Genomic DNA, 18,689 nt, shown 5'->3' with positions numbered 1-18,689 from the left:
GGACGTCGTTGAGTCCCGGCCACCCTCCCGCGCCGCCTCGGTCTGTTTTCCGTCCGGCACCCGGCGCCCCACGACAACATCGTCACCGACCCATGGAGGAGGACTCGCGATGAGGCGAGACCACACCGCGGAGGCGGCTTCGCCGGCCGCCGCCACATTCCTGTCCCGGCGCGGCTTCCTCGGCGCCGTCGGCGGCGGACTGGCCGCCACCACGCTGGCCGCCTGCGGGTCGGGCGGGAGCAGCTCGTCGGGCGGCGGCTCCGAGGTCGTCTTCATGAACCAGTCCCGGGGCCAGGCCGCGACGCTGAAGGCGCTGGCCACGCAGTACACCAAGCAGACCGGTGTGAAGATCAGGATCGACGACGTCGGCCCGACGGACTTCCTGACCAAGCTCCAGTCGAGCTCGCAGTCCCGCAACATGCCGGACATGTACTCGGCGGTGGACGGCCACTCCATGGCCCCCTACTACAAGGCCGGCTGGGCCATGGACCTGACCGCCGAGATGAAGGGCGGCTGGGGCGACAGCTTCCGGCCCGCCACGCTCAAGACCACGACGTTCGTGGCGGACAACTCGCAGCATGTGAAGCCGGGCATCTACAGCGCCCACTGGGAGACCCCGGCTCTCGGGATCTTCGTCAACGCCGCGATGTACAAGGCCGCGGGGCTCGATCCAGACCAGGCGCCCGCCTCCATGAGCGAGTTCATCGAGCAGATGCGGAAGATCAAGAAGTCCGGGAAGGGCCCCTTCTGGTTCGCGACCAGCCTCTCCAACCAGGTGATCCAGTCGTACGCGTCCAACTACATGTCCGACGAGGAGCTGAACGCGACCTTCGTGGGCGAGAACAGCTGGAAGAGCGAGGGCTGGCGCAAGACCCTGCAGCTCGTGGTCGACCTGCGGGACGCCGGCGTGATCGCCACCGGCTCGCTGCCGAGCGGCAACACCGACAACCCCAACGTGGAGAAGGCCTTCTTCAACACCCAGGGTGTCGCGGCCATCTTCGACGGCACCTCGGCCGTCGGCGTGGCGCGTGCGACGGCCCCGGACTTCACGGACTTCCGCTCCTTCCCACTGCCCAAGGCCGACGACGGCACCCAGACCCCGCGTCTGGTCGGCGGCGCCGCCAAGGGCGCGGCGGTCAACCCTCGCAGCAAGAACGCGGCCGAGGCGCTGAAGTTCCTCAAGTGGCTGACCGATGCCAAGCAGCAGCAGGCCTGGTCCAAGGGGGTCCCGCTGATCCCCTCCGCGCGCGCCGTGTCGGACAAGGACATCCCGCCGCAGCTGGCCGGTATCGCCGCGAAGATCTCCGACTACCAGCTCGTCCCGAACCAGATTCTGGAGCAGGTCAACACCGCCCTGCAGAAGGGCACTCAGGCGCTCGTCCTCAAGGAGCGCACGGTCGACCAGGTCCTCGGCGACCTCGACGCGGCGCAGAAGAGCGCGTAATGCGGCGCAGCAGTCGCGTGCTGGCGGCCTGGCTCTTCCTGGCGCCGGCGCTGGCCATGATCGCCATGTTCACGGTGGTCCCGTTCGTGCAGGGCATCCTGCTGAGCTTCCAGTCCTGGGACGGGGTGAGCCTGGACACGCCGTACGTCGGGCTCGACAACTACCGTTATGTGCTGCACGACACCCAGTTCTGGGGCTCGATGAAGAACGCCGTCTTCTACGGCGTGGTCGGTCTGATCGTCGCCAACGCGGTGTCGATGGTCATGGCCCTTGCCGTGCACCGCGCCCGCCGAGGGTCCGCGTTCTTCCGCACCGTGTACTACCTGCCCGGGGTCTTCTCCACCGTGGTGGTGGGTGTGATGTTCTCGTGGTTCCTCGACCCGAACATCGGGGTCGTCAACCAGATGCTGAAGGCCGTCGGCCTCGACGGTCTTCAGCACAACTGGCTGGGCGACCCCAAGACGGCCGTGATCGCGGTCGCCGCCGTGTTCGTCTGGTACCACTGGGGTTTCGGCTTCATCCTCTTCCTGGCCGGCCGGCAGGACGTGCCCAAGGAGCTGTACGAGGCCTCGTCACTGGACGGGGCCCGCGGACTGGCCCAGTTCCGCCACGTCACCTGGCCCGGCATGTCTCACGTCACCGGCATCGTCAGCGTGCTGACCCTGCTCAGCGGCCTGCAGATCTTCGGCACGGTCCAGGTGCTCACCAACGGCGGCCCCGCCGGCCACACCGAGGTCCCCACCCTGCACATCTACCAACAGGCCTTCCAGTACTACGAGTACGGCCGGGCCGCCGCGATGTCCGTCATCTTCGGGGCGTGCCTGATCGCCCTGGCCTGCGTCCAGCTGTGGGTCTCCCGCAGGCTCGGCGGAAGCACCGACTCCCGGACGGGGAAGGGACGTTGACAGTGAACACGCTTCTCGACCGGGCACGGGAGCCCAAGACGGCGGGGCCGCCGCCGACGCCGAACCCGCGGCGCCGCGGCAGGCGCCTGAGCGGACCCCGCATGGCCCTGTACGCGCTGCTGATCGCGGGCGCGCTCGAGGCTCTGGTGCCGGTGCTGTGGGTGCTGAGCGGATCCCTGCAGAGCGCCGAGCAGCTGTACAAGGGAACCGACCCCATCCCCCACCCCTTCGAATGGGGCAACTTCGCCACCGCGTGGAACGAGGGCGGCTTCAGCCAGTACCTGCCCAACAGCCTCCTCTACACCGCGGCCGCGGTCCTCGGGATCCTGGTCATCGCGAGCCTGGCCGGGTACGCCCTGGCGCGCATCGAGTTCCCCGGCCGGGGCGCCGTCGTGTCCGCCCTCCTCGTCATCATGATCATCCCGATGCCGGCCTCGTTCATCGCCCAGTACAAGCTGCTGATCGAGCTCGGGCTCGCCAACACCCGCATCGGCTACATCCTCGTGCTCATCGCCGGCGGGCTGCCGATCTCCATCCTGATCATGCGCGGGTTCTTCGCCAGCCAGCCCAAGGAGCTCGAGGAGGCCGCCGCCATCGACGGCGCCTCCCTGCTCGGCACCTTCTGGCGGATCATCCTCCCGCTCGCCAAACCGGGCCTGGTCGCGGTGGCCGTCATCCAGGCCATGGCGGTCTGGAACGAGTACCTCATGGGCCTGGTGCTGTTCAACGACAGCTCATTGATGCCGGTGCAACGCGGGCTCACCAACTTCGTCTCCGCGGACTCCCCGCAACAGCAGATCCTGCTCGCCGCCTCCCTCATCGCGGTGCTGCCGATCGTCGTCTTCTACGCGATCGCGCAGCGGCACATCATCAGCGGGCTTTCGGCGGGAGCGCTCAAGTGAGAAGGCAACGACCCGTGAGGGAGCTGCAAATGATCATGCGAGTACGGAGAATTCGTTCCACCCTCGCGAGAGCAGCCGCGGCCGCAGCGGCGTTGCTGCTGGCCGCCACCATGTCCAGCACCCAGGTCCAGGCCGCCGACGCGTCGCCCGCGACGAACCCGCCGCGGGTCGCCATCAGGGAACTGCCGGTGCCGCCGACCGTCCCGGCGGACGGGGTGTGCACCCACCCCACCGGCTGCGTCTCGGCCGACTGGAGCGGCATCGGAACACCCGGCCCCGCCAGGAACCCGAGGTACGTGTTCCTCGGGATCGCCTACGCCGGAGCACCGGCGACCGGGCCCGCGAGCGTCTACACCGGCAATCAGGTCCTGGTCGTCCGCACCGACGGCGCCACCTTCCCGAACGGCGAGGCGTGGAAGTGCATCACCTGCGGGGTGTCGTACGGATCGGACATCGACACCAGCCAGCTGATCTACCCGCCCGCGAACGAACTGCCCGACCGCAGGCGCGTCCTGGTGAGCAACGGCATCCTGGAATGCGGCCCCGACGGAGCCGACTACGCGGTCACCGACCCGCGCTGCACCCCCGCCCGCACCCGTATCACCCCCATCTACTGGAACGACAAGCCGCTGTTCACCCGTGACGCGAACGGCGCCAACAACGGCCGGGAGTGGCGGCTGAGCCCCGACGGGGTGCACATGGTGTTCAACGTCGTCGACTTCCGGGCCCTCACGGAAATCCCGTACGTCGACCGCCTCGCCTACGACAAGCAGAACCGGCGCTACCACCTCACCGACGTCTCCGTCCTGGGCAACTCCTTGCCCGCCTACCAGCCGATGGTCGTCGAGGAGGGCAACCAGCTGCGGTTCAACCACGCCGGCATGGTCGGCGAACCGCGCGGCTTCACCGCCGATGGACGGGCCACCCTCGGCATCCAGAGCCTCAACTCCGACAGCATGGACGCCTGGGCCACCGACCTGGCCACCGGCAGCTCCCGGCCGCTGACCCGGCAGGCCCACTACACCGACCCGATGGCGATGTCCCCCGACGGCAGGTGGTTGCTCGCCGAGGAGGTCAACGGCTCCGGACGCCTCGACTTCATCTCCGGCCTGCCCGGTGTGCCTCCGCTCACCGCCCAGCTGTCCACCGCCCCGTACATCTCGGGGATCCGCAACAACGGCAACCGCCGCTACTTCTCCCCCTGGCTCGTCGACTCAAGGACCGGCCGCGGCTTCCAGATCAACGCCGGATCCGACCCGAACTGGAACATCGCCGCCGACCCGGCGTGGCTCGCCGACAGCACCGCTGTCGTCTACACCGAGAACCTGGCCTGCGGCGCCAACCCCACACCACACCGCTGCGCCGACTCGGCAGAACCCGGAGGCCGTAACAGCCGCCTGATGATCGCCCGTTTCCCGGACCTCAAGCCCAGTGCACCGGTGGCTCCCGCGCCGGTTTCCGACAAGACCTGGGGCGTCCCGTACAAGCAGGGCGAGAACCCGCCGCACGCCGCACCGGTGCCGACCGGCACGTACACCCTGCGAGGCACGGACAGCGGCTCGGCCACCGTACGGATCACCAGCACCGGTACCCAGACTCTCAGCATCGGCGTCGATTACCACAACTACAGCGACGACGGCACGAACGTCATCAATGGCACCGAGAAGGTGGAGCGCGTCTCCAGCACGGCGCTCGGCTGCACGCCGGGCACCGCTTCGGCCCTCGCCTGCGTCACCTGGACCGAGGACCTGACGCTGTCCGGCCGGCACACCGGCACCAAGCTGACCGGCCCCGGCGGCTTCACCCTCGGCCCGTCCGTGATGCTCGGGAACAACTTCCAGGCCGTCGGCACGCTCACCACGACCATCGACGGAACCACCTACACCCAGCCGGTCAACGGCACCTGATCCAGGGGGGCGGCGTCCTCCCCGCCGCCGCCCCCCCCTCTCCACCAACTCTGCCTTCAGGAGGCCCACTTCATGGCGGACCTGCCCGCCCACGTCCTGTTCGGCGCCGCGTACTACCACGAGTACCGGCCCCCCTACGGCACGGAACGCGCCGAGGACCAGCTCAAGACCGACCTCGACCTGATGGTCGAGGCGCACTTCACCGTCATCCGGGTCGGCGAGTCGGTCTGGTCGACCTGGGAGCCGGAGAACGACGTCTTCGACCTCGACTGGCTCCAGCCGGTCCTCGACGGCGCCCACGAACGCGGCATCACCGTCATCCTCGGTACCCCGACCTACGCGGTCCCGCCCTGGCTGGCACGCCAGTACCCGGAGATCGCGGGCGAACGGCGCACCGGCGAGCGCATCGCATGGGGCGCCCGCCAGGAGGTCGACTACACCCACCCCGCCTTCCTCTTCCACGCCGAGCGGGTCATTCGCCGCATCCTCGACCGCTACGCCCGTCATCCGGCGGTGATCGGTTTCCAGGTGGACAACGAGCCCGGCCTGGAGCTCTTCCACAACCACGGCGTCTTCCAGCGCTTCACCGACCACCTCCGGCACAAGTACGGCGATGTGGAGACCCTCAACCGCGAGTGGGGCCTGGTCTACTGGTCGCACCGGCTGACGACCTGGGCCGACCTGTGGAAGCCGGACGGCAACACCCAGCCGCAGTACGACGTCGCCTGGCGGGAGTTCCAGGCCAAACTGACCACCGACTTCGTCGCCTGGCAGGCGGAGATCGTGCGCGAGTTCGCCCGCCCCGAGCAGTTCGTCACCACGTGCGTGTCCTATCCCCGCCCGGGTATCGAGGACCACGAGCTGAACGAGGCCCTGGACATCGCCGCGGGCAATCCCTATTACGGCATGCAGGACACTTTGCTGCACAGTGAACGCGCCTGGGCCGTCTCCCTGATCGGGGACCGGATGTACTCCTCCCGGCAGGCCCCGTTCCTGGTCACCGAGACCAACGCCGGCACCATCGGCCCGCCCTGGGACAACCGCCCCGCCTACGACGGCCAGTGGCGACAGGCCGCCTGGGCACTGGTCTCGCGCGGGGCGCGCATGATCGAGTACTGGCACTGGCACACCCTGCACTTCGGGGCCGAGACCTACGTGGGCGGCATCCTCCCGCACAGCGGCAGGCCGGGCCGCGCCTACGACGAACTGGCCCGGCTCGGCGCCGAGTTCGACACCGCTAGCCCCTTGGTCGCCGGCCTCGAACCGGACGCGGACCTCACGCTGGTCTACTCGACGCCGAGCAAGTGGCTGATGCAGAAGTACCCGCCCCTGGCCGGCCCCGGCGGCGGCCCCGACCCGAACGCGTACGACGGGATCTTCGACCCCTTCTACCGGGGCGCCTTCGAGGCGGGCCGCCAGGTCCGCATCGTGCACGCCCGCCAACTGCACGACCCCAGCGGCGAACGCCCCGGCCCGAGCCCCGAGGAGGCGGCACACCGCCACCCCGTCCTCGTCGTCCCGGCCCTGTACCTGGCCGCGGACACGACGCTGGACTGGTTCGCCGCCTACGCGGAGGCGGGTGGCCACCTGGTGCTCGGTCCGCGGACCGGTTACGCCGACCACGAGGCCCGGGCCCGTCAGGAACCGGCACCGGGGCGGCTCGTCGAGGCCGCCGGCGCCAGTTACGAGGAGTTCAGCAACCTGACGGCCGACATCCCGCTGCGCGCGGCCCCCGGCAGTCCGCTGGAACTACCGGAACAGGCCGCGGCCACGCGCTGGATCGAGGGTCTGACCGCCCTCGATGCGGAGGTCCTCGCCACCTACGACCACCCGCACTTCGGCCGCTGGTCCGCCGTCACCACGCGGCGCCACGGCGCGGGCCGCGTCACCTGTGTCGGCACGGTCCCGGGCCGCGAGCTGGCCAGGTCGCTGGCCGACTGGCTCGCGCCCGTCCCGCGCGGCGGCTGGCGGGACCTGCCGCCGTCGGTCACGGCCGCCACCGGCACCTCCCCCGACGGACGCCGCGTCCACGTCGTCCACAACTGGAACTGGGACCCCGCGCACGTCACCGCGCCGACGGCGCTCACCGACGTACTCGACGGCACCGCCGTGCCCGCCGGCACAGAACTGCGCCTGGGGCCCTGGGACGTACGGGTCCTCGTCACCGCGGACGAATCCACCCGCCCCTGAGGGCGGGGCAGTACCGAACACCATCCGTCACCCCACCACGAAGGAACCGCCTGCCTTGGCCACGACACCGTCCTCCGCCCCCTCCCGGCCCGCCACTCCCCCGAACCCACTGCTGAGGGTGTCCGGCACCCGGCTGGAGACGTCCGACGGCACGCCCGTCCGGCTCCGGGGCGCCGGTCTCGGCGGCTGGATGAACATGGAGAACTTCATCACCGGCTATCCGGGCAACGAGGCCGCGATGCGCTCCGCGGTTCGGGAGGTGCTCGGTGAGCGCCGCTACGAGCTGTTCTTCGACCGGTTCCTGACGGCCTTCTTCGACGAGGCCGACGCCGCGCTGCTCGCCGCCAAGGGCGTCAACTGTCTGCGTCTTCCGGTGAACTACCGGCACTTCGAGGACGATGCCCGCCCCTTCGAGATCCGCGAGGAGGGCTTCGCCCACCTCGACCGCGTGGTGGACCTGTGCGCGCGGCACGGCATCTACACCGTCATCGACCTGCACTCCCTGCCCGGCGGCCAGAACCACCAATGGCACTCCGACAACCCCACCCATCTCCCGTTCTTCTGGGACCACCCGCACTTCCAGGACCGGGTGGTACGGCTGTGGGAGGTCATCGCGGAACGCTACAAGGACAACCCCTGGGTGGCGGGCTACAACCCGGTCAACGAGCCCGCCGACGACTCCGGTCGGGTGTTGCCCGCCTTCTACGACCGCCTCGCAGGCGCGATCCGCGCGGTCGACCCGCACCACATCCTCTTCCTCGACGGCAACCAGTACTCCACCGACTTCGACATCTTCGGCGACCCCGTCGACAACGCCGTCTACACCTGCCACGACTACGCACGCGCCGGCTTCGCCCGCAGCGGCGGCTACCCCGGCGACGTGGACGGCGTCCGGATAGACAAGGACTGGGTCGAAGAGGCCTTCCTGCGCCGCACCGCCTACATGCGCAAGACCAACACCCCCGTCTGGGTCGGCGAGTTCGGCCCCGTCTACACCGGCGACCCGGCGCGCGACGAGCAGTGCGCCCAACTGCTCGCCGACCAGCTGGACATCTACCGGCGGCACGAGGCCAGCTGGTCCGTGTGGACCTACAAGGACGTCGGCCTGCAAGGACTCGTCCACATCTCACCGGACAGCGCCTACCACCAGCACTTCGCCGAGTTCATGGCGAAGAAGCACCGCCTGGGCGCGGAGGCGTGGGGCTCCCCGGAGGGCGTGATCCGCGAACTGGCCAAGCCGCTTGAGCAACTGGTCAATGACGAGTTCCCGGGCTTCTCGGGCCGGCCGTTCAACACGCGCCAGTGGATCGACGTCCTCCTGCGGCACATCCTGCTGAGCCAGCCCCTGGTCCAGGAGTACGCCGGACTCTTCCACGGTCTCGGCGACGACGACGTCATCGCCCTGGCCGACTCCTTCGCGCTGGAGCAGTGCGTACAGCGTGACCGGCTGCTGGACTCACTGGCGAGCGGATGACCGACGGCAGGTGAGGGCGCCGGTCCACACAGCGGCGGGCGCCGTCCCCGCTCGAAGCGGCTGGGGACAGCGCCCGTGCCTGGGAACCGCCGTTGTGCGGTCAGAACATGGTGTTGTCGTTGCGGGAGGTCTCCGGGACCGGCTGGACGGCGTCCCAGTGCTCGACGATCTTGCCGTCGCGGACACGGAAGAACTCGATGCAGGAAAAGCCGCGGTCGGCCGGGTTGAGCTTGAGGTGGTGGTGGACGGCGACGTAGTCGCCCTCGGCGATGACCCGCTTGACGTCGATGGTCACCTCCGGGTTCCCGGCGAACAGCCCGGTGAACAGTTCCGTGGCGGCGGCGGCGCCGTCGGCGTGCTGCGGGTTGTGCTCGTAGAAGGCGTCGACGGCGTACCGCTCGAACACGGTCGGGTCCTTCTCGACGGCGAGCTCGTGGAACAGCGCCGTCACGAGCTTCTTGTTCCCCGCGGTGTCCGCGTTCGGGTCGGGCAGGGCGACGGCCGGCTCGCTGATCGTGGTGAACAGGTCGTGGCCGCCCACGATGGTCTCCGGGACCTCCTGGATGACGTCCCAGTGCTCGACGATCTTGCCGTCCTCGACCCGGTAGATGTCGACGACCACACTGGGGGTGGCGCCGGGTGCCGGCGCGGACTCGCTGTGCAGCAGGACCAGGTCGCCTTCGGCCAGAACCCGGTGGGTGGTCTTCGTCCGCTCCGGGAAGGTCTTCCTGAAGAAGGTGATGAAGTTCTTGATCCCCTCGGGCCCGTCGACCCCCTGCGGGTTGTGGTTCTTGTACGTGGCGCCGACGAGCTCGTCGATCACCTCCTTGTTCCCGTGGCTGAACAGCTCGTCGTAGAAACGGGTGACGATCTTCTTGTTCTCAGCGGACATGATCGTGGCTCGCTTTCCATAGTTACGTCTTGTGCGTAACCACATCATCAGTCACTGTCGGGCAGGGCGAAAGAAGGCACTTTCATGTCAGCCACGAACACGGATGTGCCCCCACAGCCCGGCACCGGAACCGGGTCCGGCTAGCGCTCGTTGCCGGCCCTGAAAAGGGCCCACCGGACCCCGCGCGCCTCGGGGCGGCTCGCGGTGTCAGCGGTAGGCCGCCTGGCCGGTCAGGGCCTGGCCGACGACCAGGGTGTGGATCTCGCTCGTGCCCTCGTAGGTGAGGACGGATTCCAGGTTGTTGGCGTGGCGCAGCGGCGAGTACTCCAGGGAGATGCCGTTGGCGCCGAGCACGGTGCGGCACTCGCGTGCGATGGTGAGCGCCTCGCGGACGTTGTTCAGCTTGCCGACGCTGACCTGCTCCGGACGGATGCGGCCCTGGTCTTTCAGGCGGCCCAGGTGGACGGCGAGCAGGGCGGAGCCGCCCAGGGCCACCGCCATGTCGGCGAGCTTTTTCTGGGTGAGCTGGAAGCCGCTGATCGGGCCTGCCGAACTGCACCCGGGAATCGGCGTAGTCGATGGCCGCCTGGAGCGCATCGCGCCCCGCGCCGACCGCGCCGAACAGGATGCCGAAGCGGGCCTCGTTCAGGCAGGACAGCGGTCCGCGCAGGCCCTCCGCGTGCGGCAGCCGCGCCGCATCGGGCAGGCGCACGTTGTCGAAGTACAGCTCCGAGGTGATCGAGGCGCGCAGCGACATCTTCTGCTTGATGTCCTGCGTGGTGAAACCCGGTGTGCCGCGCGGCACGAGGAAGCCGCGGACGCCGTCCTCGGTCTGCGCCCAGACGGTGGCCACGTCGGCGATGCCGCCGTTGGTGATCCACATCTTGGAGCCGTTGAGGATCCAGTCGTCGCCGTCGCGGACGGCGCGGGTGCGCATCCCGGCGGGGTTGCTGCCGAAGTCCGGCTCGGTCAGCCCGAAGCAGCCGATCGCCTCACCCGCCGCCAGCCGGGGCAGCCACTCCCGCTTCTGATCCTCCGAGCCCCACTTCCAGATGGAGAACATCGACAGCGAGCCCTGCACGGACACGAAGCTGCGGAAGCCGGAGTCGGCGGCCTCCAACTCCATGCAGGCCAGGCCGTAGCTGACCGCGCTCGTGCCGGCGCAGCCGTGGCGAGAGGGCAGAGGCGGAACGAGCAGCGGTGCGGGCACCGGAAGTCGACTGGAGCGTGGTTCGAGTGCAGCCCTCCACCGTCGACTGAACCATCACGCCGGAGGGCTGCCCTCCGGCACGGGCCGGACCCTCCGCCCGGCTCCAGGTCATGGCGCGGCACCATCGCCGGCCGGGAGGCTCCATGTGGGGGTCCTCGCGGACACATCGACATTGCGGCCAGATCCGCACCGTTTCGTCGGTACCTGTGGTGGCGAGCCAGGTGGGTGGTGCGGCCTGGCTACACCGACACTCAGACCGCCGCCACCAGCTGATCCATAAGCTGTGCCACGCTCGTCTTCAGGTCGGCCGCCGCGCTCTCTCGGCCGCTCAGATGCCTCAGCAGCGCCTGTTGGAACAGTCCGTCAAAGAGGGCGTACGCCATTGAAGATGACACCGCCGGCGGCGAGCCGGCGAGCTCCGCGAAAAGACTGACGATGCGCCAGATCATGCGCTCCAGGCTCTGATCGATGGCGAGGACATCGCCCCGGAACGCCTCCTCGAACAGGCTCTGATTCCGTAGGTCATACCAGAGCCTGTGCATCGCCGCGTCGTCGCGCAGGGTGCCGGCCATCGCCTCGGCGAAACCCTCCCTGACCTCCTCGGCCGAGCCGGCGGTGACGACGATCTGGTCGTAGCGGGTGACGCACTCGGCCTTGTACTGCCGCACGCAGTAGGTGATCAGCTCCACCTTGTCGCGGAAGTAGTAGTGCAGGACGCCGTGGGAAAACTCGGAGTTCTGCGCTATCTCGCGCAGGCTCGTGCGGGAATAGCCGAGCTCTGACAGGGTCCGCAGCGCGGATGCCGCCAACTGCGCCCGCCGCTCGGCGAACTTGTCGACCTGCCGCCGGGAGATCCGGTCCTGGTTCTTGCCCACGGTCTGGGTCACGGCAAGCCTTCCATCCGCCTTTCCGGTGGCCCGCACCCCGCGGGCTCGGCCCCAGGCTATCGCGACCCACGGCCCGCACCCAGCATTTTTCTTGACAGTCGTCCAAGAAAGTTTGGGCAGTCGTCCAGGAAAGTCTTGACGACTGTCAAGAACTGCCTACGCTGGCGTTGCACGGCGCACAGCCGGCTCGCAGCCATCTCGACGAGGAGATGTTCCATGACTGTGTACGACCTGACCGGGCGCAAGGCGCTGGTGACGGGCGGAGCCCGAGGACTGGGCGCGGGGATGGCTGAGGCGCTGGCCCGGGCCGGCGCCGCCGTCGCCATCGGCGACATCCAGGAGGAGACGGGCAAGGCGACGGCCGATTCCCTCCGCGCGTCCGGTGCCACGGCCGGGTTCGTCCACCTCGACGTGACCGAGGACGCGAGCTGGGAATCGGCGATATCACAGACGATCGACGAACTCGGCGGCCTGGACATCGTCGTCAACAACGCCGGGATCGAGATCTCCGGTCTGGTCGTGGATCTCGACCCGGCCGATGTCCGCCGCATGCTGGAGGTGAACGTCCTCGGGACGGCACTCGGCATCAAGCACGCGTTCCGGGCGATGCGCCCCGGTGGGCCGGCCGGCGGCGGCGGGGCGGTCGTCAACATCTCGTCGGTCGCGGCGACCATCGCCTTCCCCGGCATCTCGGGCTACTCCGCCACAAAGTCTGCGGTGGACCGGCTGACCCGGGTCGCCGCGCTGGAGTCGGGCAAGCTCGGCTACGGCGTGCGCGTGAACTGCGTCTATCCCGGCCTGGTACCGACCGAGATGGGCGCCCGACTCGCCTCGGACATGGAGACCCTCGGGCTCTTCCCCAGCGCCGAGGCGGCGGTCGGCGAAGTGATCGGTCAGACCCCGCTCGGCCGGCTCGGAGAGGTGGCCGACATGGCCGACGCCGTGGTCTTCCTCGCCTCCGACGGCGCCCGCTTCATCACCGGGGCCGGCCTGCCGGTCGACGGCGGCATGGGCATGTGACGGGCTTCCTCCAGCACCTCCACGTACGAAAGGCCGATCGATCATGAGCAACGCCAAGCCCGTCGTCGTCTACGGGGCCTCCGGCTACACCGGCCGCCTCGTCTGCGAATACCTCCGCGAGTACAACATCCCCTTCATCGCCGCCGGACGCGACAAGGCCCGTATCCAGGAAGTCCTCGACAAGGTCCCCGGGATCGACACCGTGGAGCACGAGGTCGTCGAGGTAGAGCACGCGGTCGGACCGCTGACCGAGCTCTTCCGCGGCGCCAAGGTGGTGAGCAACATGGTCGGCCCGTTCATCAAGTACGGGCCGGAGGTCGCCGAGGCCGCCCTCGCCGCCGGCTGCCACTATCTCGACACGACCGGCGAGCAGGACTGGGTCCTGGACGCCCAGGCCCGCTGGGGCGACGCCTACGCCGAGAAGGGGCTGCTCCTCTCCCCCGGCGTCGCGCAGATGTACACCACCGGCGAGATCGCCGCCAACATCTGCCTGGAGACCCCCGGCCTGGACACCCTCGACATCCTGGTGCTGTGGAAGGGCTTCCCCACCTACGCGTCGACCCAGACGATCTTCACCATCCTCAAGGCCGACTGGCACTACCTGGAGGAGAACCAGTACCGCAGGTGGGACCCGCTCACCGCCGTCGAGGTCACCGTCCCCGGACAGCACGAGACGGCTCTCGCCCTGCCGTGGGGCGGCACCCTCCACCCCGTGTGGTTCAAGAACGACCCCAGGGTGGCGACCTGCAAGGTCCTCGGCGGGGTCACGGACCGCGCCGTCATGCAAGGCGTGGTGGAGACGGTCAAGATGGTCGAGTCGCAGATCAAGACTCTCCCCGCCGACCAGCAGGACGCCGCCCTCGCCGAGGTGGCCGCCTCGGTGCAGGCCGGCATGCCGCCCCGGGAGAACCCGCGCATCAACACCTCGGTGGACTCCGTCCACGCCTCGGGCCCGCTGGGGCGTGCGCACTGCGTGATCCACGGCAACAGCAACTACAAGCAGACCGGACTGCTGCAGGCGTACGCCGCGTACAGCCTGATCCAGCAGCCTCCCCGGCGGGTCGGCCTCGCCTCGGCCTGCCAGGCGTTCGGCCACCGCGAACTGCTCGGTGTGCTCAAGGCCTTCGGACTCGTACTCGACCCGGTCCTCACCGTCCACAGCTGAGTCCCGGACAAACCCCGAGAACCCGAGAACCCCGAGAACCCGGAGAAACGAGGATGACGCCGTGCGTCTGACCGACTATCTCGACAAGGGCGCCTCCCTGGGGCTCGACGCCCCATGCCTCACCACGGGGGGACACACCCGCACCTATGGCGAGGTGCAGGACCTGTCCTGGCGGGTGGCCCGGGCATTGGACCGGTCAGGCGTGCGCCCCGGGGACAAGGTGGCGGTGCTGTCCGCCAATGACCCCACCGCGTTCTCCTGCGTCTTCGGCATCTCCCGGGCGGGCGCTGTGTGGTGCCCTGTCAACCCGCGCAACGAGGCTGTTGAGAACAGGGAGTTGCTGGATCTCTTCGACTGCGTATGCCTGATCTTCCAGGAGGCGTACGCCCCGCTGGTCGCGAAGATTCTTCCCGACCTGCCGAAGCTGACCACGCTGGTCTGCCTCGACGGCTCCCTGTCGTTCGCGGCCTCCCTCGATGCGTGGCTGGACGGCCTGCCCGTCGAGCCCTGGGAAGCGGCACCGGCCGACAGCACGGTCATGCTCGTCGGCACGGGCGGCACCACGGGCCGGCCCAAGGGCGTGATGCTGACCGACCGGAACATCGAGACCATGTCAGCGCTGACGCTGATGAGTTACCCCTTCGACACCCGCCCGGTCTACCTGGCGCTGGCCCCGCTGACCCACGCCGCCGGGGTGCTGTGCTTCCCCGTCATGACGCTGGGCGGCGAGATCGTCATCATGCCGGCGCCGGACCTCACCGAGTTCCTCGCGCTCGTCGAACGGCACCGGGTCACCCACACCTTCCTGCCGCCGACGCTCATCTACATGGTCCTGGCCCACGCCGATCTACCCGCCACGGACCTGACATCGCTGCGCTGCCTCTGGTACGGCGCCGCCCCCATGTCGGCGGCCCGGCTGGAGGAGGCCATCGAACGGATCGGCCCGGTCATGGCACAGCTCTTCGGTCAGTCCGAGGCACCCATGATGATCTCGACGATGGCCCCGGAGGATCACTTCCGCCCAGACGGCTCACTCGCCGTCGAGCGTTTCGCCTCCGCCGGCCGCCCCTCGCCGCTGGTGACCGTCGCCATCATGGACGCCGAAGGGAAACTGCTGCCGCCCGGCGAGCGCGGCGAGATCGTCGTGCGCGGCTCGCTGGTGATGGCGGGATACTACAAGAACCCCTCCGCCACCGAGGAAGCGTCCCGGCACGGCTGGCACCACACCGGGGACATCGGCTATCTCGACGCAGAGAACTACCTGTTCATCGTGGACCGCGCCAAGGACATGATCATCAGCGGTGGATTCAACGTCTACTCCGCCGAAGTCGAACAGGCGGTGATGGAGCACCCCGCCGTCCAGGACTGTGCGGTCGTCGGGCTGCCCGACGACAAGTGGGGCGAACGTGTGACCGCTGTCGTCCAGCTCCACGCCGGAGCGAGCACGGCGAACGTCACCGGCTCCGCCATACGCGACTTCGTCAAGGCCCGGATCGGGAGCGTCAAGGCCCCCAAGCAGGTCGAAGTCTGGCCCGACCTCCCCCGCTCCAAGGTGGGCAAGGTCCTCAAGAACGAAGTGCGATCGCACCTGCTCGGGAACGCGCAGAACCGACATGGCTGATATGGCTGATATGGCTGCCACGGTGCGCGTGGCCGGGGTCGGGATCGGCATGATCCCGTTCCGCAAACCCGGAGCCGGCGAGAGCTGTTCCGTCATGGCCGAGCGCGCCGCCCGCGCGGACCTGGACGACGCCGGACTGCCGTACGAAGCCGTCCAGCAGGCCTAGGCCAGATACGTCTACAGGGACCAACCGCTCGGCGGGGCACGTGACGCTGCAACTCCTGATCCTCGGCATCGTCTGCGCCGCTGTCGCTCTGCTTTCCGACTCGGCCTGGGGGCTCCTCGCCGGGACGGCTCGTGGCTGGTTCCGCGGATCGCCCCGTCGCCTGTCCGCGATTGGCGCAGTGTACGGGGCGGTGCTGGTCGGCCTCGGCGTCCGACAGGGTCTCCGAGCGCCTCGGCCGCCTTCCGCGACCAAGCCTGATCTGGTGAATTGCCGGTGGAATTAGCTAGGTTGCCGTCACCTGACCCGACGTCCACAAGGGAGCGGCAGCCATGAGTCAACAGCAGAAGACCTTCCGTGCTATCGAGGTTGGCGACGGAAGCGACGGGCGATGGGCCACCCACACACAGGCTCTGTGGCCACTCGCGGAGGGGTGGATGACTGAGGAGAGCCGGACTTCAGAGGGCGCGTTACGTGCTCGGAAGCTGTTCGAGGCACACATGCCGGAGCTGGTTCCAGTTCTCGACCGCCTCGCCGGTCAGCTGGACCGGCCGGAAGGGGAGACCTTCCTCACCCTCGCGGCCTTGCGACCGTTCTTCTCGGGCTGTACCCAGATCGGCGGCGGTGGCACCCTGCTGCGCAACTACGACTTCAGCCCCGACGAGTGTGAGGGCACCCTTGTCTCCTCCCACTTTCTCCGACCGGTGATCGGAATGCAGGATGCCGCCTGGGGTTTGCTGGACGGGATGAACGACGCAGGGCTCGCGGTGTCACTCACCTTCGGTGGCCGATTCGTCCATGGCCCCGGCTTCGCCATTCTTATCGTCCTGCGCTACCTGCTGGAGACGTGTAACACCGTTGACGAGGCAGTCGGCAGGCTGCGGTCCATACCGATTGCGATCCCACAGAACGTCACCCTTGTCGACTCCCAGCAGGCAGTGACGGTGTTCGTGGGACCGGATATTTCCATGACTGAGGCAGCGGACGCCTGCGCTGCCAACCACCAGCACTTGCCGGTGCCTGACGAGCAGGAGCAGTCCTCCCGGACCCAAGAGCGGCTGAGGGCCATTCGCGCAGCGGGTACGGACGTGGCGGCGATGCTGAAGCCGCCGCTGTATCAATCCGCGTACGACGAGGGATTGGGAACGGTCTACACCGCCCATTACCGGCCGTCCGAGGGCCGTGTGACCTACTACTGGCCGGGCGAGTCCTGGGAACAGTCCTTCGACGGCTTCGCTCCCGGATCCCGCACCGTGACCATCGGTCAAGCCGGCTGAGAGCTCCTCGCGGCCTTGCGCCGACGAACCGTACCGCTGGCGGAACTTGGGCACTTTCCACGCCCGGCATCGGACGTTGCCCAGTGGCCGAGGAACTCCCGGCATCGGACGTTGCCCAGTGGCCGAGGAACTCCCGGCAGCAGCTTCTGCTTCGTACAGTGACCGTATGAGCAGGGACGGTGTTCCTCGACTGCGGCTGGTCGCGGCCACGGACGACGACTCAGGGCCGCGTCTGTGCCGCGGGTGCGGTGCTCCGCTGATGCCACCGGTGAGGGCGACGGCGGTGTTCTGTTCCTCCTCCTGTCGGTCGAGGCATTGGCGGCGGATGCGCCGGGCGCGGGCTCGGACCGACGCGGTGAAGGCCGGTGTGACGGCCAGTTGCCCGGAGTGCGACGCGTCGTGGACAGTCGGGGTCGAACATCCTGTCTCGGCAACGTACTGCTCTCCCAACTGCCGCAAACGGGCCTGGTACAGGCGGCTCGCAGCGGACGCCGGGTTGTGAGTCCGCGCATTCGGCGGCTGTCATCGCGATTCGCTGTGGGACGTTGCGCCCTGGCGGGTTCCTGGGGCCGGTCGGATGGTGCGAAGCGACGGCCTGCCGGGGCGAGCTGACGACATGAAATGGGTGCCGCACCCGGGACCGCCGGGGGTGATGTACGACTGGTTGCCCGCGCCGATGCCGTGCCTCTCGGTGAACGGCGCGGCCCGTGCGGCTGCGCACACGCTTCAGTGCCGCTGCGCGCCGGGCTCTTCGGAGTGGTCGAACATGGGGTAGTCGGGTCGCCAGACCACGTCGAAGAGCTCCTCCGTCCTGCGCAGCTGCTCCGCAGTGGGAGCCGTGCGCGGGTCGAGATAGTGGAGGGTTCCTTCGAAGCCGCCCGGTGCGTAGACGGCGAGGAAGCGGGTGTCCGGGGCCCCGAAGGCCCACGAGTGCATCCAGCCGGTCGGGAGCAACCCGAAGTCACCGGCGTGGAGTTCGCTCTCGATCCGCGTGCCCTTCCGGTCGTCCTGCCACACACGCAGGACACCGCTGAGGACGAAGACCGCCTCGGTGGTGTGGTGGTGGAAGTGGGGCGGGGTCGCGCCGGAGGTGTCGCCTTCGCAATAGGTCACACCCATGTGCCCCTCGGTGTCCTGCGCGCGGGTCAGCAGAGACCGCAGGCTGCTCCGGACGGCGATGTGGTCGCCCTCGCCGGCTCTGAGGATGTAAGGCCCTCCGTTGCCGATCTCGTCGAGGGAGATGTGGCCGGGGAGAAGTTCGCCATCGTGCATCGGTTCTTCGGCTCCTCGTGATGAGTACTGATCCGGCGAGCGGTCGTACCGCCAGGACTCCGGGCGCTGCGCGGCGCATGACGGACCTGGTGGAACGGTGAGTGCCGGACGGATGGTGAGTGCTGTTCTGGCTGGTGTGCCGCCGACAGGTGAAGGGTGCGAGATCGACCGACGACGGGCCGGTGACCGTGAGTTCCGGGGGCGATCGCCTTCGCGAGGTCTTGCGATGCGATGGCCCCGACGGTGCTGTGGACGACCGACGCCGCGCTAGGAGTTGTCTTCAAATGTCACGCCCACATCAGGAGCGAGGCGAGCGTGACAGCTGCCTGGTAGGACTCGGCGGTCTTGTCGTAGCGGGTC

General features: G+C 68.8%; 14 protein-coding genes and 1 pseudogene. 11 read left to right on the top strand and 4 right to left on the bottom strand.

Going from position 1 to position 18,689, the window contains the following annotated elements; all coding sequences use genetic code 11:
* The first annotated feature begins 109 nt into the window (after positions 1-109).
* From ACIBAF_RS42460 to ACIBAF_RS42435, 6 genes are all read left to right on the top strand, one after another.
* Entirely contained in the window at positions 110-1,444 is a 1,335-nt protein-coding gene (locus tag ACIBAF_RS42460) for an extracellular solute-binding protein (protein WP_399470978.1), read from the top strand.
* Positions 1,444-2,349: a carbohydrate ABC transporter permease gene (locus ACIBAF_RS42455; protein ID WP_399470976.1), complete on the top strand. Its 906-nt coding sequence runs from the start codon at positions 1,444-1,446 to the stop codon at positions 2,347-2,349. The genes ACIBAF_RS42460 and ACIBAF_RS42455 overlap by 1 nt, the downstream gene beginning before the upstream one ends.
* Positions 2,350-2,351: 2 nt before the next feature.
* Entirely contained in the window at positions 2,352-3,251 is a 900-nt protein-coding gene (locus ACIBAF_RS42450) for a carbohydrate ABC transporter permease (RefSeq protein ID WP_399470974.1), read from the top strand.
* A gap of 29 nt (positions 3,252-3,280) precedes the next feature.
* Positions 3,281-5,158 carry a hypothetical protein gene (locus ACIBAF_RS42445; RefSeq protein WP_399470972.1) on the top strand — a complete coding sequence of 626 codons (1,878 nt, stop codon included), beginning with the start codon at positions 3,281-3,283 and terminating at the stop codon, positions 5,156-5,158.
* Positions 5,159-5,230: 72 nt separating this feature from the next.
* A complete protein-coding gene (locus ACIBAF_RS42440; RefSeq protein WP_399470969.1) occupies positions 5,231-7,348 on the top strand; it encodes a beta-galactosidase in 2,118 nt (705 codons plus the stop codon).
* Positions 7,349-7,403: 55 nt separating this feature from the next.
* A complete protein-coding gene (locus tag ACIBAF_RS42435; RefSeq protein ID WP_399470967.1) occupies positions 7,404-8,822 on the top strand; it encodes a glycoside hydrolase family 5 protein in 1,419 nt (472 codons plus the stop codon).
* 100 nt (positions 8,823-8,922) lie between these two features.
* Here ACIBAF_RS42435 and ACIBAF_RS42430 read toward each other — a convergent pair whose 3' ends face one another.
* The 3 genes and pseudogenes from ACIBAF_RS42430 to ACIBAF_RS42420 form a co-directional block, all read right to left on the bottom strand.
* A complete protein-coding gene (locus ACIBAF_RS42430; protein ID WP_399470965.1) occupies positions 8,923-9,714 on the bottom strand; it encodes a nuclear transport factor 2 family protein in 792 nt (263 codons plus the stop codon).
* A 207-nt stretch (positions 9,715-9,921) separates the two neighbouring features.
* Positions 9,922-10,885: pseudogene (locus tag ACIBAF_RS42425) on the bottom strand (acyl-CoA dehydrogenase family protein); the annotation flags it as partial.
* 290 nt (positions 10,886-11,175) lie between these two features.
* Positions 11,176-11,811 (bottom strand): TetR/AcrR family transcriptional regulator, encoded by a 636-nt coding sequence (locus ACIBAF_RS42420; protein ID WP_399470963.1) that lies wholly within the window; start codon positions 11,809-11,811, stop codon positions 11,176-11,178.
* 216 nt (positions 11,812-12,027) lie between these two features.
* Between ACIBAF_RS42420 and ACIBAF_RS42415 the strand changes: the two genes are divergently transcribed.
* From ACIBAF_RS42415 to ACIBAF_RS42395, 5 genes are all read left to right on the top strand, one after another.
* Positions 12,028-12,831 carry an SDR family NAD(P)-dependent oxidoreductase gene (locus tag ACIBAF_RS42415; RefSeq protein ID WP_399470961.1) on the top strand — a complete coding sequence of 268 codons (804 nt, stop codon included), beginning with the start codon at positions 12,028-12,030 and terminating at the stop codon, positions 12,829-12,831.
* A 43-nt stretch (positions 12,832-12,874) separates the two neighbouring features.
* Positions 12,875-13,996: a DUF5938 domain-containing protein gene (locus ACIBAF_RS42410; RefSeq protein ID WP_399470959.1), complete on the top strand. Its 1,122-nt coding sequence runs from the start codon at positions 12,875-12,877 to the stop codon at positions 13,994-13,996.
* A gap of 61 nt (positions 13,997-14,057) precedes the next feature.
* The gene (locus ACIBAF_RS42405; protein WP_399470957.1) at positions 14,058-15,617 is read left to right on the top strand and encodes a long-chain fatty acid--CoA ligase; all 1,560 of its coding nucleotides are present in this window, start codon (positions 14,058-14,060) and stop codon (positions 15,615-15,617) included.
* A gap of 1 nt (position 15,618) precedes the next feature.
* Positions 15,619-15,783, top strand: a complete 165-nt coding sequence (locus ACIBAF_RS42400) for a hypothetical protein (protein WP_399470955.1) — start codon at positions 15,619-15,621, stop codon at positions 15,781-15,783.
* Positions 15,784-16,217: 434 nt separating this feature from the next.
* Positions 16,218-17,057, top strand: a complete 840-nt coding sequence (locus ACIBAF_RS42395; protein ID WP_399470953.1) for a C45 family autoproteolytic acyltransferase/hydolase — start codon at positions 16,218-16,220, stop codon at positions 17,055-17,057.
* A 726-nt stretch (positions 17,058-17,783) separates the two neighbouring features.
* Here the strand turns inward: ACIBAF_RS42395 and ACIBAF_RS42390 are convergent.
* Positions 17,784-18,329, bottom strand: a complete 546-nt coding sequence (locus tag ACIBAF_RS42390) for a quercetin 2,3-dioxygenase (RefSeq protein WP_399470951.1) — start codon at positions 18,327-18,329, stop codon at positions 17,784-17,786.
* Between the last annotated feature and the right edge of the window lie 360 nt (positions 18,330-18,689).

Source organism: Streptomyces sp. NPDC051677, from assembly GCF_044453465.1.
GTDB lineage: Bacteria > Actinomycetota > Actinomycetes > Streptomycetales > Streptomycetaceae > Streptomyces.
The sequence above is the reverse complement of the archived record's forward strand: the minus strand, read 5'-3'. Positions and strand labels throughout refer to the sequence as shown.

Excerpts from the sequence above, each read along its gene's own strand:
- ACIBAF_RS42460 (WP_399470978.1), top strand. The coding sequence starts at position 110 with ATGAGGCGAGACCACACCGCGGAGGCGGCTTCGCCGGCCGCCGCCACA.
- ACIBAF_RS42455 (WP_399470976.1), top strand. The coding sequence starts at position 1,444 with ATGCGGCGCAGCAGTCGCGTGCTGGCGGCCTGGCTCTTCCTGGCGCCG.
- ACIBAF_RS42445 (WP_399470972.1), top strand. The coding sequence starts at position 3,281 with ATGATCATGCGAGTACGGAGAATTCGTTCCACCCTCGCGAGAGCAGCC.
- ACIBAF_RS42440 (WP_399470969.1), top strand. The coding sequence starts at position 5,231 with ATGGCGGACCTGCCCGCCCACGTCCTGTTCGGCGCCGCGTACTACCAC.
- ACIBAF_RS42430 (WP_399470965.1), bottom strand. The coding sequence starts at position 9,714 with ATGTCCGCTGAGAACAAGAAGATCGTCACCCGTTTCTACGACGAGCTG.
- ACIBAF_RS42415 (WP_399470961.1), top strand. The coding sequence starts at position 12,028 with ATGACTGTGTACGACCTGACCGGGCGCAAGGCGCTGGTGACGGGCGGA.
- ACIBAF_RS42410 (WP_399470959.1), top strand. The coding sequence starts at position 12,875 with ATGAGCAACGCCAAGCCCGTCGTCGTCTACGGGGCCTCCGGCTACACC.
- ACIBAF_RS42400 (WP_399470955.1), top strand. The coding sequence starts at position 15,619 with ATGGCTGATATGGCTGCCACGGTGCGCGTGGCCGGGGTCGGGATCGGC.
- ACIBAF_RS42395 (WP_399470953.1), top strand. The coding sequence starts at position 16,218 with ATGACTGAGGAGAGCCGGACTTCAGAGGGCGCGTTACGTGCTCGGAAG.
- ACIBAF_RS42390 (WP_399470951.1), bottom strand. The coding sequence starts at position 18,329 with ATGCACGATGGCGAACTTCTCCCCGGCCACATCTCCCTCGACGAGATC.